This is a genomic window from Mesorhizobium sp. B2-5-11 (assembly GCF_006440835.1).
Classification (GTDB): Bacteria; Pseudomonadota; Alphaproteobacteria; order Rhizobiales; family Rhizobiaceae; genus Mesorhizobium.
On record NZ_VFUK01000003.1, the window covers coordinates 551561 to 566134 of the forward strand.

Annotated in this window: 13 protein-coding genes; 9 read left to right on the forward strand and 4 right to left on the reverse strand. The window is 64.1% G+C overall.

Annotated elements, in window-relative coordinates:
- Positions 1-127: 127 nt before the first annotated feature.
- The 3 genes from FJ490_RS13620 (at position 128) to FJ490_RS13630 (ending at position 2198) form a co-directional block, all read left to right on the forward strand.
- Positions 128-712: a nitroreductase gene (locus FJ490_RS13620; RefSeq protein WP_140520997.1), complete on the forward strand. Its 585-nt coding sequence runs from the start codon at positions 128-130 to the stop codon at positions 710-712.
- Positions 713-1321 (forward strand): flavin reductase family protein, encoded by a 609-nt coding sequence (locus FJ490_RS13625; RefSeq protein ID WP_140729503.1) that lies wholly within the window; start codon positions 713-715, stop codon positions 1319-1321.
- A gap of 202 nt (positions 1322-1523) precedes the next feature.
- Positions 1524-2198, forward strand: a complete 675-nt coding sequence (locus FJ490_RS13630) for an isoprenylcysteine carboxylmethyltransferase family protein (RefSeq protein WP_140729502.1) — start codon at positions 1524-1526, stop codon at positions 2196-2198.
- Between the two features lie 3 nt (positions 2199-2201).
- Here FJ490_RS13630 and FJ490_RS13635 read toward each other — a convergent pair whose 3' ends face one another.
- Both FJ490_RS13635 and FJ490_RS13640 read right to left on the reverse strand, forming a co-directional pair.
- Positions 2202-3083, reverse strand: coding sequence for a CoA ester lyase (locus FJ490_RS13635; protein WP_140729501.1), 882 nt, complete (start codon positions 3081-3083; stop codon positions 2202-2204).
- Positions 3083-3535, reverse strand: a complete 453-nt coding sequence (locus FJ490_RS13640) for a MaoC family dehydratase (RefSeq protein WP_140495838.1) — start codon at positions 3533-3535, stop codon at positions 3083-3085. Before FJ490_RS13640 ends, FJ490_RS13635 begins: the two co-directional genes overlap by 1 nt.
- Positions 3536-3686: 151 nt before the next feature.
- Between FJ490_RS13640 and FJ490_RS13645 the strand changes: the two genes are divergently transcribed.
- The gene (locus FJ490_RS13645) at positions 3687-4811 is read left to right on the forward strand and encodes a DUF2336 domain-containing protein (RefSeq protein ID WP_140517041.1); all 1125 of its coding nucleotides are present in this window, start codon (positions 3687-3689) and stop codon (positions 4809-4811) included.
- Position 4812: 1 nt separating this feature from the next.
- Here the strand turns inward: FJ490_RS13645 and FJ490_RS13650 are convergent, their stop codons facing one another.
- On the reverse strand, positions 4813-6879 hold the full coding sequence (locus FJ490_RS13650; RefSeq protein WP_140729500.1) for an FUSC family protein: 2067 nt from the start codon (positions 6877-6879) through the stop codon (positions 4813-4815).
- 38 nt (positions 6880-6917) lie between these two features.
- On the reverse strand, positions 6918-8978 hold the full coding sequence (gene parE / locus FJ490_RS13655) for a DNA topoisomerase IV subunit B (protein WP_140495843.1): 2061 nt from the start codon (positions 8976-8978) through the stop codon (positions 6918-6920).
- A gap of 235 nt (positions 8979-9213) precedes the next feature.
- On the opposite strand from parE, the gene cpaB reads away from it, so the two are divergent.
- The 5 genes from cpaB (at position 9214) to FJ490_RS13680 (ending at position 14573) form a co-directional block, all read left to right on the forward strand.
- Positions 9214-10140, forward strand: coding sequence for a Flp pilus assembly protein CpaB (gene cpaB / locus FJ490_RS13660; protein WP_246672739.1), 927 nt, complete (start codon positions 9214-9216; stop codon positions 10138-10140).
- A 116-nt stretch (positions 10141-10256) separates the two neighbouring features.
- Positions 10257-11642, forward strand: a complete 1386-nt coding sequence (locus tag FJ490_RS13665; protein WP_181165333.1) for a type II and III secretion system protein family protein — start codon at positions 10257-10259, stop codon at positions 11640-11642.
- A 4-nt stretch (positions 11643-11646) separates the two neighbouring features.
- Entirely contained in the window at positions 11647-11916 is a 270-nt protein-coding gene (locus tag FJ490_RS13670; protein WP_140517033.1) for a hypothetical protein, read from the forward strand.
- 24 nt (positions 11917-11940) lie between these two features.
- Positions 11941-13155: a response regulator gene (locus tag FJ490_RS13675; RefSeq protein WP_140517031.1), complete on the forward strand. Its 1215-nt coding sequence runs from the start codon at positions 11941-11943 to the stop codon at positions 13153-13155.
- Entirely contained in the window at positions 13152-14573 is a 1422-nt protein-coding gene (locus tag FJ490_RS13680; RefSeq protein WP_140517029.1) for a CpaF family protein, read from the forward strand. Before FJ490_RS13675 ends, FJ490_RS13680 begins: the two co-directional genes overlap by 4 nt.
- Position 14574 lies beyond the last annotated feature (1 nt).

The following is a 14574-nucleotide window of genomic DNA, read 5'->3' on the forward strand; positions in this document are numbered from 1 at the left end:
CAATTTCAAGGCTTAAGAGTCCGACCGATACGACTCTCCAGCCTGGCGCGCCCGCGTCGATGCCCGAGCCGCCCCGCATTCCCATGGCGCGCTTCAGCTCAAAATCGAACTTAGGAGACTTGCGCCCATGGCGTCCCCGATCATCGACTTCCTGCTGACCCGCAATTCAGCGCCGATACCGGAGTTGAAGGAGCCCGCGCCCGGCGACGCCGAGATCGCCACGATGATCGCCGCCGCCACGCGCGTGCCCGATCATGGCCGGCTCGAGCCCTGGCGCTTCATTCTTTATCGCGGCGATGCCCGCATCGAGATCGGCAGGAAGCTGGCGGCCCTTGCCGAACAGCGGGAGGGACCTTTACCGGATGGCCGCCGCAACCAGGAGCTGGCGCGCTTCTCGCGCGCGCCGCTGGTGATCGGCGTCGTGTCGGTGCCGAAGGAAAATCCAAAAATCCCGCAATGGGAGATGTTCCTGTCCGGCGGCATGGCGGCGATGAACCTGATGATTGCCGCCAACGCACTGGGCTATGGCACCAACATGATCAGCAACTGGTATTCGGACGTGCCGGAGGGCAGGGCGATCTTGGGGCTGGCGCCGCAAGAGCGCGTAATCGGCTTCGTCCATATCGGCTCCTATGGCGGCCCGGCGCCGGAGCGGCCGCGCCCCGATCCGGCAAAGCTTTATGCGGACTATGCCGGGCCCTGGGCGGGCTAAGTGTTCTACGAGCCGTCAAAGGGGCACGGACTGCCGCACGATCCGTCGAAGGCGATCGTGGCGCCGCGCCCGATCGGCTGGATCTCGACCCTGAACGGGGCCGGCGAGATCAACCTCGCGCCCTATTCCTTCTTCAATGCCGTTTCGACAAGGCCCTTCATCGTCTGGTTTTCCTCCGAGGGCGAGAAGGACAGCGCCTCCTTCGCCCAGGAGACCAGCGAGTTCGTCGCCAATCTGGTCGGCCGCGATCTCGCCGAGAAGATGAACCGGACGTCGGTCGACGCGCCGCGCGGCGTCAACGAGTTCGTTTATGCCGATCTCGCCATGGCGCCGTCGCGTCTTGTCGCGCCGCCGCGCGTGGCGGCCGCACCCGCCGCACTCGAATGCAAGGTGACCGAAGTGTTCCGGCCAAAGGCCCTGGACGGAACGCCGACCAGCGCCGTCGTCGTGGCCGGCGAAGTGATCGGCGTGCATATTGACGATGCCTACCTGAAAGACGGCCTGTTCGATATCAGCAAGGCCGGCAATGTCGCTCGCCTCGGCTACATGGATTATGCCAGCGTCAACGAAGTGTTTTCGATGCGCCGGCCGCATTGGGGCAAGGATTAGCCCGCAAGGGGGCCCAGTCACTGTGCTTTCCTGACGGCGAGCCGTCATCACGACGCGCCCTGAGCTTGATGACGCGGCATGACGAAACCTTCTGCACACCAGGACCGTTTCGTCCAGGCGCGGGATGGGCGATAGTCCGCTGAGGGTCGGCGGTAGTCTGTTGCTGGTAAATGCCGACGGCAAATATCATGGAAGGTTGATCATGGTCTCGAGATTGATCCTCCAGACGTTCGTGTGGTTCGGCGCAATGGGCGCGCTGCTTTTCCTGACAGCGGGTACGCTGACCTGGCCGGGAGCCTGGGTATATCTGGCGGTGATGACCGGGCTGAGCCTGACCCTTGGCGTGACGCTGGCCCGGCGCGATCCCGGGCTGATGAACGAACGGCTGAGCTCTCCCATCCAGAAGGACCAGACCGCGGCCGACAAGGTTCTGTTGAGCATACTCCTGCTCGGCATATTTGCCTGGCTGGCCTTCATGGGTTTCGACTACCGCTTCGGCTGGTCCGTCGTTCCGGTCTGGGTACAGGCGATCGGTGCGCTGGTTCTGCTGGTCGGACTATGGATCAGCTATCTGACGATGCTGGAGAATAGCTTCGCGGCGCCCGTCGTGAAGATCCAGGCGGAGCGCGGACAGCAAGTGATCACAACGGGTCCCTATAGCTATGTGCGCCATCCCATGTATGCCGGCGCCATCCTCTTCTTAGCCGGCACGGCTCTCCTGCTCGGCTCCTGGTGGGGGCTGGCACTGGTCGTCGTGTTCATCGTTCTCTTGGCCATCCGCACATTCATCGAGGAAAAAACGCTTCGCACCGGCCTGCGCGGCTATGACGACTATGCGGCCCATGTCCGCTACCGCCTGATCCCGTTGGTCTGGTAGCGGTCAGGCGGAGATTCCGGCTGCCCGGGCGCGTGCCAGAAGCCGCTCGGCCAGCCGCAGATGCGGCCGGTCATACATCTTGCCGTCGATGCCGACGACGCCGGGATTTCCCGCCGCCTGGAATGCCGCGACAATTGCCGCCGACTGTTGCACCGCTTCCACCGAGGGCGTGAAGGCGGCGTTTATGACCGGCACCTGATCAGGGTGGATCGCCATCTTGCCGGTGAAGCCGTCACGTTCGGCCTCCCTGCATTCGGCCTCGAAGGCCGCCATATCGCGGAAATTCGGGAAGACGGTGTCGATCGCCGCGACTTCCGCCGCGCCGGCGGCGAGAATGGTCATGGCGCGAGCGAAGCGGAATATTTCGGTGTAACGGCCATGTTGGTCGCGGGTGGTGCGCGCTCCGATCGCCGCCGACAGGTCTTCCGCGCCCCAGGTCAGCCCGGCAAGTCGCGCGCTTGCCCCGGCGTAGCTCGCCGCCGCCAGCACGGCCGCCGGTGTTTCGGTAATGATCGGCAGGATTTTTGTCGCGCCGTCGGCCAAGCCGTTCTCCGCTTCGCGCAGCCTGAGCTTTGCCGAGAGGTGCTGGACATCCTGGCCGCCAGCCGATTTGGGCAGTATGACGCCGTCGGGCGTTGCCGGAATGAGCGCCGCAAGGTCGTCGTCCGTCAGTCCGGTCGACAGGTCGTTGACCCTGACGTAGATCGCCGATCGTGTTTGCGCCCGGTGGTTGACGATGAAGCGCGCCGCGGTCATTCGCGCCGATGCCTTGTTTTGGGGCGCCACCGAATCCTCGAGGTCGACAATGACCACGTCTGCGCCGGCGCCAAAGCCCTTCTCCAGCTTCCTCTCGGAATCGCCGGGAACGAACAGCAGCGAACGCATCAGGCTACCTTCTTCAGCATCATGGCCTGTCTCGTGCATTTGGCGACGAGGTCGCCGTTCTGGTTATAGGCCCGATGTTCGAACTCGACGATGCCGCGATCGGGCTTCGACCTGGATTCGCGCACCGAGACGACAGTGGTCTCGACGCGGATGGTGTCGCCATGGAAGACCGGATGCGGAAACACCGTTTCCTTCATGCCGAGATTGGCGACCGTCGTACCGACGGTGATGTCGTTAACCGAAATGCCGATCATCAGGCCGAGCGTGAACAGCGAGTTGACCAGCGGCTTGCCCCATTCGCTCCTGGCGGCGAAATCGAAGTCGATATGCAGCGGCTGCGGGTTCAGCGTCATCACCGAGAACAGCATGTTGTCGCTTTCGGTGACAGTCTTGCGCAGCGTGTGCTGGAAGACATGGCCGACGACGAACTCCTCGAGATAAAGCCCAGCCATTTCATTCTCCTCCGCTGCTGGACGGTTGATAGGCGCTGCATCCAGCGCTCGCAAGCCAGTTAACGAACATGGTGAACGCTTCATAAACCAATTCGGCCTAACGTCCGGCACGGGGTCGGAAACCTTCCGGCAAGGGGCGTAAGCAGGCGGTATGGTTGTTGTCTCGCATTTCCTGAAATGGATCTACACGGCCAGGGTGTCGGAGCGCGCCGCGGCGGCAAGCGCGCTCGCCCGCGCCTATGTCGACGCGGAATTGCCGTTCGAGGATCGCTGCGCCGCCGAGGCGGCGCTGACCTTGCTGCTCGACGACGCATCGTCGAAGGTACGGCTGGCGATGGCCGAGGCGCTGTCCATGAGCCATCACGCACCGCCCCAGATCATCAGCGCGCTTGCTTCCGACCAGCCGGAAGTCGCCGGCGTCGTGCTGACGCGATCGCCACTGCTTACCGACGCAGACCTGATCAATCGCGTGGCTTCAGGTCCGAAGGCGACGCAAAAACTGATCGCCGATCGGCCATTGGTCTCGATGGCGCTGTCGGCGGCTATCGCAGAGATCGGCGAGGCGGAGGCCTGCGCCGTGCTTTTGGCCAACAGCGGCGCCGATATCGCTTCGTTGAGTTTCCGCCGCATGGCCGAGCGCCACGGCCATCTGCCGCTGGTGCGCGAGGCGCTTATATCGGATGCACGCCTGCCTGCCGACTGCCGGCATATGCTGCTCGTCAAGCTCGGTGAGATGCTCAAGACCTCGCCGCTGGTCATGGCCTTGATGGGAGCCGCCCGGGCCGACCGCGTCATGCGCGACGCCTGCGTCAAGGCCTGCGTGACGCTGATCGAGGGCACGCGCCAGGAAGAACATGCAGCACTGATCGAGCATCTCAGGCTACGCGGCGATCTCACCGCGAGCTTCCTCATTCGCACCATCGCGCATGGCAAGGTCGACTTCTTCGGCTCGGCGCTGGTCGCGCTCAGCCAGCAGTCCGCCCAAAGAGTGAGGGCGCTGCTGGCCGGCGGACACGACGTGGCCTTGCAGGCGCTGTTCCGCAGTGCCGGCCTGGCTGCCGCCACGCACGCGGTCATCTTGCGCGCGCTGAAAATCTGGCGAGAGGTCGCCAACGGCAAGCGCGTCGCCGGCGTGCAGGAAGTCAGCTGGCTGATGCTGAAGGAATTGGGCGGACAGTCCGCGGAAGGCGATCTCGCCGCGCTGATCAAGTCGATCCATCTCGCTGCGTTGCGTGAAAATGCGCGCGGCCATGCGCTGGCGATCGCAGCCGCTTAACTTAGCCTTTATCCCTGGCAAAAAAATCCGGAAAATCCTCCATCGCCGCCGCGATAATCCGTAGTGACGCCGCGATCTGGAGCATTTCACCAGTGGCGTTTCGCTGGGCGATGCCGGCGGCATACTGCCGGGCGACGGCAATGGTGGATGTCTGCGGATCGCCCGGGGCGCGGAAGAGCAGTTCGCGTGCCAGTCCACGCAGGAAGTTGGCGATCGAAAGCGTCGTCTCGGCCGGAACGGCGTGCGCCTGCTGTGCGCCACGCAGCCGCAGAATCTCCAGACCGACGGTGACGGCGGCGACACTGCCGCCCAGAACCGCTTCACCCTTCCTGCCGCTGGTCTGCACCAGCGGCATCAATTGGTTGATGCGGTCATAGGCGAGGCTCTCGAAGGCCGAACGCCTCGGCACGCGCTCGTGCAGGCAAAGCCGCGCCAGATCCTCGCGCATGGCCCGCACGATGCGGTGCGCCGCGAGCCATGGGTCGGCGGGCAGCACGATGATGAAGACGCCGATTGCCAAAAGGATGCCGACCAGGATCGAGGCCGAGCCGGCGAAGAACGGGCCCGGGTCGTAGGTCATCGCCTGGTGCGGGCTGAGGAAAGCAAGAAAATTGATGGCGAAGGCCGTCGCCACGCCGACATAGCGGGGATTGGCCATGGCGAGCGCCGCCGGCACCAGGATCGGTACGACGAACAGCATGAACCAGCCGAAACCAGGAAAAACGGGAAGCGCGATCTGGCCGACGAGAAAGGCAAAGGGCAGAGCCAACAGCGTTCCCTGGAAGAACCCCCAGGCTACCCGCACCGGATCGGGGCGGGCGGCAAACAAGCTCGACACGACGGCAACCAGAATGACCGTGCCGGCGGCTTCCGACCATCTCGTCGTCAGCCAGAAAGCGGCGACCAGCAGCGTTGCAAGTGCCGCGCGGACCGCGTTGCGGCTCGCCCCGTGATAGTCGCGATGTACAACCAGCGCCGGGGGGCTGCGTTCGCGTGAAGGCCGCGTGACGGGCGCACGCAAGGCATCGAGACCGCGCAGCGTCTGCTTCAGCGCTTCGGCGAAATCGGCGGCGATGGTGAGCCGGGTGACGGTGCCGACTCTGTCGCCGTCCTGGTCGGCCAAGGCGTCGGGCATCTGCGTCGCTTTGGCGCCGATCGCGTCGAGCCGTGCCAGCCAGGGCGCCGTGTCGTCGAGCGCGCCCGGCGTCGCCGCCATTTCAGTGACGAGGGCTTGCAACTCCGAGCGCACCGGAATGAGCGCCGCGTTCTTCGGTGCGGCGTGTGAATGCAGCGCGCGGGCCGCGGACAGCGCTGAAAGCAGTTGTCCGATGGTGCGCCGGACCGGATGGGCGCGCGGCGCGAAGCTCGGGGCCTCCAGCCTGGCGTAGGCGCGCATCTCGGCGAGCGTCTGGGTGTCGGCGACCAGCTTCCGGTGCAGGCCGGAAAGCATTGCCGTGTCGCCGCCGGAAAAGGCGCCGCCGGCATAGGTGGCAAGGTCGAGAATGCTGCGCTTAAGCCGCGAGATGATGGCCTCGCTGGCTAATTTGGGCAGGATCAGACGACTGGTCAGGCCGGCGCAGACAATGCCGAGTACGATCTCGGCACAGCGCGCGACCGCGAGGTCGACGACGAGATGCGGCTGGCCAAACGCCGGCAAGCCGATGATCATCGCGGTATAGCCGGCCAGCGCCGCCCCGTAGGCTTCCGGGTTACGCAGCAGCGACGAGACGAAGGTGCAGAGGCCGATCCATAGGGCAAGCACCGTCACCAGCACCCAGGGATTCGTGCCGAAGACAGTGGTGATGGCAATTGCGGCAACACCGCCCGCCAGCGTGCCGAGCAACCGATAAAAGCCTTTCGCCAACACCATGCCGGCGACCGGCTGGGCAACGATGAACACCGTCATCATCGCCCATTGCGGGTGATCGAGCTTGAGGGCGTAGGCGGCCATAAGCGCGATCAGGCCGGCCGAGACCGTGCGCAAGGCGAAGATCCAGTCCGACCGGGTCGGCTGTGTCAGCCCGGCAAGACCCGCTTCGAAATAGTTTTTCAGCCGTTGCCAGCTCACACGCGCGTCTCCGCAAGCCTTAATCGACCGGCCTGCGCTCAGATATCCAGCACTTCCGTTTCCGCGAATTCGGCGCGTTCCTGGATGAACCGGAAACGAGCCTCCGGCTTGGTGCCCATCAGCGCATCGACCGCGTCCTTGGTGGCGGCCTCGGCATCGATCACATCGACGCGGAGCAGCGTACGCTTCCTCGGATCCATGGTTGTCTCCTTGAGCTGCGCGGCCATCATTTCGCCCAGGCCCTTGAAGCGACCGATCTCGACCTTGCCGCGCCCGGTGAACTCGGTGCGCAGCAATTCGTCCTTGTGCGCGTCGTCACGCGCATAGGCGACCTTGCCGCCCTGCCGGATCGAGTAGAGCGGCGGCACCGCCAAATAGAGATGTCCGCCGCGAACCAGGTTCGGCATCTCCTGGTAGAAGAAGGTGATCAGCAGCGAGGCGATGTGAGCGCCGTCGACGTCGGCGTCGGTCATGATGATGACGCGGTCGTAGCGAAGATCCTCGTCGCGATACTTCGACCGCGTGCCGCAACCGAGCGCCTGGATCAGATCGGAAATCTGCTGGTTGGCGGCCAGCTTGTCGTTGCCGGCGCTCGCGACGTTGAGAATCTTGCCGCGCAGCGGCAGCACCGCCTGGCTGGCGCGGTCACGGGCCTGCTTGGCCGAGCCGCCGGCCGAATCGCCTTCGACGATGAAGAGTTCGGCGCCGGCGGCCGCATTCTGCGTGCAATCGGCAAGCTTGCCCGGCAGGCGCAGCTTGCGCACCGCACTCTTGCGCGACACTTCCTTTTCCTGGCGGCGTCGTACCCGCTCGTCGGCGCGTGCGATAACCCATTCGAGCAGCTTCGACGCTTCCTGCGGATTGTCGGCCAGCCAATGGTCGAACGGGTCGCGGATCGCGGTCTCGACGATGCGGATCGCCTCGATCGTCGCCAGCCTGTCCTTGGTCTGGCCGACGAATTCAGGCTCGCGGATGAACACCGACAGCATGCCCGCCGCCGAGATCATGACGTCTTCCGAAGTGACGATCGAGGCGCGCTTGTTGCCGACGAGGTCGGCATAGGCGCGCAGGCCGCGCGTCAAGACGTTGCGGAAGCCGGCCTCGTGGGTGCCGCCTTCGCCGGTCGGGATGGTGTTGCAGTAGGAGTTGATGAAGCCGTCGCCGCCGAACCAGGTCACCGCCCATTCCAGCGAGCCATGGCCGCCTTGCCTGTCGCTCTTGCCGGCGAAGATTTCGCGCGTTACCTGGAATTCGTCGCCGAGCGACGCTTTCAGATAGTCCTTGAGGCCGCCGGGAAAATGGAATTCGGCCTTGGCCGGAGTGGTGTCCTTTTCCTTGATCAGCGAAGGATCGCAGGTCCATCGGATTTCGACGCCGCCGAACAGATAGGCCTTCGAGCGTGTCATGCGGTAGAGCCGCGCTGGCTCGAACGCGGCACCCTTGCCGAAAATCTGCTCGTCGGGATGGAAGCGGGTCCTGGTGCCGCGCCGGTTGTGAACTTCGCCAAGGTGCTCGAGGCCGCTGACCGGGATGCCGCGCGAGAAGCGCTGCCGGTAAAGTTGCCGTCCGCGCGCGACTTCGACTTCGAGATGATCCGACAGTGCGTTGACCACGGAGACGCCGACGCCGTGCAGGCCGCCCGAGGTTTCATAGACCTTGCTATCGAACTTGCCGCCCGAATGCAGTGTCGTCATGATCACTTCGAGCGCTGGCTTCTTGAACTTCGGATGCGGATCGACGGGAATGCCGCGGCCATTGTCGGTGACGGTGAGAAAGCCGTCAGCCGAAAGCTCGACATCGATGAATGTGGCATGGCCGGCAACCGCCTCGTCCATCGAGTTGTCGATAACCTCGGCGAACAGATGGTGCATGGCCTTGTCGTCGGTGCCGCCAATATACATGCCCGGACGGCGCCGCACGGGCTCCAGGCCTTCGAGTACCTCGATATCGGCGGCGCTGTAGCCCTCTGAGCCGTCACGAGACGCCGCCGCCGGACGCTTGGCTGCCGCCTGCACCAGCGGATCGGCCGGACGCGCCGGTGTGCGAACCGGTTGCGGCTGCTTCTCCAGATTGCCGAAAAGATCGTTGTTGTCGTCCATGCCTGCCATAGAGCCCAAGCTGCGAATCACCCGCCGATACTGCCACGCTTTTCAGCGCCAAGCGACGGAGGTTCCTGTTACGTTCGGGGATTAACCCCCTCTTATCCTAAAACCATTCGATAACCAAGCCGGCGGAAATCAGGCGGATAGCCAGCGAGAAGATTCCTGATTCTTTAACAATGCCGCCTAGCGTGAGCCAACATAACAAGAAACTACGGGCACCAGGGGTTTGGGCGTGAGGGGCAAGGCCATAACGATGATCGGCATCGCCGCCGTTTTCGGCGCAATCTCGATCTTTGCCGCGGATTTCTGGGTCAAGCGCCAGGCCAGGGCCGACGCCGAGGAGAAAACCGCGTCGATCGCGGCGCCCGCCGCGCCGACGGTCGAATTCAAGACCATCGTGGTGGCGAATGCACCGTTGCGGTACGGCATGGATCTCGACCGCGCGAAACTCAGCGAAATTCCGTGGCCGCAGGATTCGCTGCCGCAGGGCGCCTTCGCCACCATCGATGGACTGCTCGGGGACGGCAACCGCGTGGTGCTGTCGCCGATCGAGGTCAACGAACCGGTGCTGCTTACAAAGCTGTCCGGCCCGAATGGCCGCGCCACGCTCTCCAACATGCTGACGCCCGGCATGCGGGCCGTCACCATCCGCACCGACGAGATCGCGGGCGTCGGCGGCTTCGTCACGCCGGGCGACCGGGTCGATGTCGTGCTGACGCGCGATGCCGGCGAAATCCAGGAAGTGGCCAAGAATGCGCAAGGCGCCGCCGGTTCGACCATCACCTCAGAGATCGTCGTTGCCGACGCGAAGGTGCTGAGCGTCGGGCAGGGCGCCGACGAGCGCCAAACGACGCCGCAGGTGGCCAATTCCATAACCATCGAGGTGACCACCGAAGGCGCGCAGAAAGTGGCGCTGGCCCGCACTGTCGGCACGCTGTCGCTGTCGCTTCGCTCCGCCAGCGAGGGCGGCGAGGGCAAGGACGGTGTCACCACCATCTCCTCCTTTGGCGGATCGGTGGCGGGCAAGGCGCAGGCCGCAGCCGGCTCGCTGTTCGACGCCGTGGCAAAGGAGCCGGAGAAGCCGAAATTCAAGACGGTCATCGTGACGCGTGGAACCACGGCCGAGGAATATCAGGTTCCTGCGCGGGACCAGAAATAGGAATATCCGGTTCCTGAGTGGGACCAGAGCAGGACCGGTGGGGACCGGACGGGACGGGAACAATGTTCAGGCAACTTCAATATCGAATGACAGGCCGGTTGCACGTCGCGCAGGCGATGGCGATGGCGGTGACGATGGCGGCGGCCGGCATCTTCGCCGGCCCGGCCAGGGCGGACAACGACATCGTCTATGTCTCGGCGACCAAGAACGCCTCGATCAAGGTCGCCAAGGGCAAGCCAAAGACGATCATGACGAGCGCGGCCTTCTACCAGATCGTCATCGGCGATCCGGAGATCGCCAACGTCAACCCGCTGACCGACAAATCCTTCTATGTGCTGGGCAACAATCTCGGCACCACTGGCATTGCCCTGTTCGACGAGAACAAGCAGCTCGTCGGCACCGTCGACATCGAAGTGACGCTCGATACCGACCAGTTGGCCGACACGATCCGCGTCAGCGTGCCGGACGCCAAGATCAAGGTCGGCTCCGCCAATGGCCGCGTCGTGCTGTCGGGCGAGGCGGATGACGCGGTCGCCGCCGAAAAGGCAAACAAGATCGCCACCCGCTTCTCCGGCAATGAGGAGGTGATCAATTCGGTCAACATCTCGTCCTCGCAGCAGGTCCAGCTCAATGTTCGCTTCGTTGAGATCAACCGCCAGGCGGGGCAGGATCTCGGCGCCAAATACAGTGCCAATTTCGCTTATGGCATGGGCGGACGCGACGTTACGATTGCTCCCGGCACCATTGAGCCGGCGGGGACCGGCGAGATCATCGGCAAGCTGCTGTCGAACGGCGTTTCCATCGACATCGCCATCAAGGCACTGGAAGAGCGCGGCCTGGCTCGTCGGCTGGCCGAGCCGAACCTGATCGCCCGGTCCGGCGAGACGGCGAGCTTCCTGGCCGGCGGCGAGTTTCCGATCCCGGTTTCCGAAGACAACGGCAAGATTTCCGTCAGCTACAAGAAGTACGGCGTCAGCCTGGATTTCACGCCCACCGTTCTGAAGGACGGGCTGGTCAGCCTCGACATCGCGCCGGAAGTCTCCTCGATCGACGCGTCGGCTTCCTACAATATCGGCAGCATCTCGGTGCCCGGCTTCATCGTGCGCCGCGCCAGGACGTCGGTCGACCTGAAGAACGGCCAGAGCTTCATGATCGCGGGGCTGCTGCAGTCGCAGAACGACATCACCACCTCGCGCATACCGGGCCTCGGCAAGATGCCGGTGCTCGGGGCCCTGTTCTCGTCGAAATCCTACCAGCGGCGCGAGACGGACCTGGTGATCATCGTCACGCCTTACCTTGTCAAGCCGGTGGATCCGTCGAAGAAAATGGCCGAGCCGACCGATGGCACGCAGCCTGCCAGCAATGTCGACTATTTCCTCAACAACACCGAGGAGGTGAGGGCGTCGGACACCAATCGCGCGCTGGCGCTGGCTGACGGCAGCGCCGCGCGTGCCGCTCCCGCCACCAAAGTCGGGCATTTCCTCGACCTGCCGAAGGACTGAAGCCATGCGGATGGTCTTGAGCTCGAGCGTCGCCTTGCTGCTTGCCGGCTTCACCGCCGGCTGCACGAGTGACGACTATGTGCGCAGCGAAGGCGTGACCAGCGGCGCCGGGGAGGCCCAGGCCGCCAACACCGTCATGCAGATGGTCGATCCCTGGAAATACGGCGTCCAGAACACCAGGCTTCTCGTGCCTGCCCAGCGCGGCAGCACGGAACCCGCCACCGCCGAGCAGGCGGCCAGCGCCAAGGCATCGCAAGCCAGCGCCGACAATTGATCCGAGATCACAGGCTGACAATAAATGGCAAACGGCATCAAGATCAGGAAAATCCTGCTCATATCGACGGACAGAACCTTCGCGCAGGACACCCGGACGGCGTTTGCCGCCTCGGAGATCATCCAGCTCTCGACGGTGGACAAGAATATCACCGAACTTCGCGGCGAGGTCCAGGAGGCCGATCTCGGGGCGATCATCGTCGATATGGACGCAGCGAAGCTTGAGGAGATCGATGCGCTGCAACGCGTCATGCGCCGGCTGGAAGGCAAGGCGCCGGTCGTGGTCGTCACCCAGGAGTTCAACGCCGCCGCCGCGCGCATCCTCGTGCAGCTCAAGGTCGCGGATTTCCTGGTCAAGCCGATCACCACGGCCGATCTCGTGCGTTCGGTGGTGCGTGCGCTGCAAGGGCCGGGGCGCGAGGAAAACACCGAGTCGCAGATCTATACCTTCATGCCCGCGGCAGGCGGCGTCGGCACCACGACGCTGGCTTTGCAGACCGCGTTCCAGCTGCATCATTCAGTGACGCGCGGCGCCTCGACCTGCGTGGTGGACCTCAATTTCCAGCAGGGCGCCTGCGCCGAATATCTCGACCTGGAGCCGCGTTTCGACATCACCGAAATCGAGAACCAGCCGGAGCGTCTCGACAGGCAATTGCTCGACGTGATGCTGTCGAAGCATGCCAGCGGACTTTGTGTTCTGGCCGCACCGACGCAGCCGGCGGAGATGCGATCGTTCAAGACCGATGTCGTGGTGCGGATGCTGGACCTCGTCTCGGCCTATTTCGACAATGTCGTCATCGACATGCCGCGCACCTGGTTTCCGTGGACGGAGACGGTGCTGCTCGGCTCCAACAAGCTCTACATCGTCGCCGAAATGACGGTACCGTGCCTGCGCCACACGCAACGCCTGATCCAGGCGGTCTACGAGACCGCCGGCAAGGAAGTGAAGCCGAACGTCATCGTCAACCGTTTCGAGCAGAAGATGTTTGACAGCGGCATCAAGCAGGCGGACGTCCAGGAAATCCTCGGCGAGCATTTCGTCGGCGGCATCGCCAACAATTACCGGCTGGTGCGCGAGGCTGTCGATCGCGGCGTGCCGCTGCACGAGATCGATGCCAATGCCAACGTCGTCAACGACCTCAAGAGGATCATCCTTCCGGAGGAAGTGGCGGCGGCGCCGGGCAAATCGAAATCGCTGTTCGGCTTCGGCAAGAGCCTTTTGAAGAGGAAGGCCGGATGAGCAGCCGCTTTTCCACCTTGCAGAACCGCGATGCGCGTCCCCAGCGCTCCGCCGAGCCGACGGCGGTTGCGCACCACGCGGTCGTCATCCCGACGAGCCGGAAGGTCTTGCCGGCGAAAGCCGAAGCCGTGCCGGGCAAGAGTGCCAACAAGGTGCTCGATGCGCGCGTGCGCATCCACCGGTTGCTGCTCGAGGAGATCAATCTTGTCGCGCTGGAGCGGCTGCCCAGGGACGAGATGCGCCGGCAGGTGCATGATTTCGTGTCGGAAAAGACGCGCGAAGAGCGGATGGCGATCAACACCGTCGAACTCGATGCCCTGGTCGACGACATCGTCGACGAGATGGTCGGGCTCGGCCCGCTCGAGCCGCTGCTCAAGGACCCCGATATCAACGATATCCTGATCAACGGCCATCAGAACTGCTTCGTCGAAAAGAAGGGCAAGCTGCAGCAGGTCCACATCCCGTTCAAGGATGAGGCGCATCTGCTTAGAATCATAAACAAAATCGTTGCCGCGGTCGGCCGCCGCGTCGATGAATCGCAGCCGATGGTCGACGCCCGCATGCTGGACGGCTCGCGTTTCAACGCCGCCATCCGCCCGGTCGCGGTCGACGGGCCGCTGGTGTCGATCCGCAAATTTTCCAAGAACAAGCTCGGCCTGCACCGGCTGGTCGAATTCGGCGCCATCACCCAGAACATGGCCGAAGTGCTTGCTGCGGCAGTACATGCCCGCAAGACGACGATCATTTCGGGCGGCACCGGCACCGGCAAGACGACCATGCTCAACGCGCTGTCGGCCTTCATTCCCGAGGACGAGCGGCTGATCACCATCGAGGACGCGGCGGAGCTTCAGTTGCAGCAGCCGCATGTCGCGCGCATGGAAACCCGGCCGGCCAACATCGAAGGCCATGGCGAGCTCAAGCAGCGCGACCTCGTCAAGAACGCGCTGCGCATGCGGCCTGATCGCGTCATCCTCGGCGAGTGCCGCGGCGAGGAGGCCTTCGACATGCTGCAGGCCATGAACACCGGCCATGAGGGGTCGATGGCCACCATTCACGCCAATACGCCGCGCGATGCCATTTCGCGGCTCGAGCAGATGCTGGGCATGACCGGCATGCCGATGACGGTGCAGTCGATCCGCAGCCAGATCGCCAGCGCCATCGACATCATCGTCCAGTTGACCCGGCTCTCCGACGGCAAGCGCAAGGTGACGAGCGTCGCCGAGGTGACGGGCATGGAAGGCGACGTCATCCAGATGCAGGAGATCTTCCGCTTCGTGCGTACCGGCATGGACGCCGATGGCACAATCCTCGGCCATTTCGAAGCGACCGGGATCCGGCCGCGCTTCCTCGAGGACCTGCGCGCCATGGGCATCGAGTTTCCCGGGCGCTATTTCGAACCCGGCCGGCCGCAGGAGTAAC

Bases quoted from the DNA above. Each gene is read 5' to 3' on its own strand.
- FJ490_RS13620 (WP_140520997.1), top strand. From the start codon at position 128: ATGGCGTCCCCGATCATCGACTTCCTGCTGACCCGCAATTCAGCGCCG.
- FJ490_RS13630 (WP_140729502.1), top strand. From the start codon at position 1,524: ATGGTCTCGAGATTGATCCTCCAGACGTTCGTGTGGTTCGGCGCAATG.
- FJ490_RS13635 (WP_140729501.1), bottom strand. From the start codon at position 3,083: ATGCGTTCGCTGCTGTTCGTTCCCGGCGATTCCGAGAGGAAGCTGGAG.
- FJ490_RS13640 (WP_140495838.1), bottom strand. From the start codon at position 3,535: ATGGCTGGGCTTTATCTCGAGGAGTTCGTCGTCGGCCATGTCTTCCAG.
- FJ490_RS13645 (WP_140517041.1), top strand. From the start codon at position 3,687: ATGGTTGTTGTCTCGCATTTCCTGAAATGGATCTACACGGCCAGGGTG.
- parE (WP_140495843.1), bottom strand. From the start codon at position 8,978: ATGGACGACAACAACGATCTTTTCGGCAATCTGGAGAAGCAGCCGCAA.
- FJ490_RS13665 (WP_181165333.1), top strand. From the start codon at position 10,257: ATGGCGATGGCGGTGACGATGGCGGCGGCCGGCATCTTCGCCGGCCCG.
- FJ490_RS13670 (WP_140517033.1), top strand. From the start codon at position 11,647: ATGCGGATGGTCTTGAGCTCGAGCGTCGCCTTGCTGCTTGCCGGCTTC.
- FJ490_RS13675 (WP_140517031.1), top strand. From the start codon at position 11,941: ATGGCAAACGGCATCAAGATCAGGAAAATCCTGCTCATATCGACGGAC.
- FJ490_RS13680 (WP_140517029.1), top strand. From the start codon at position 13,152: ATGAGCAGCCGCTTTTCCACCTTGCAGAACCGCGATGCGCGTCCCCAG.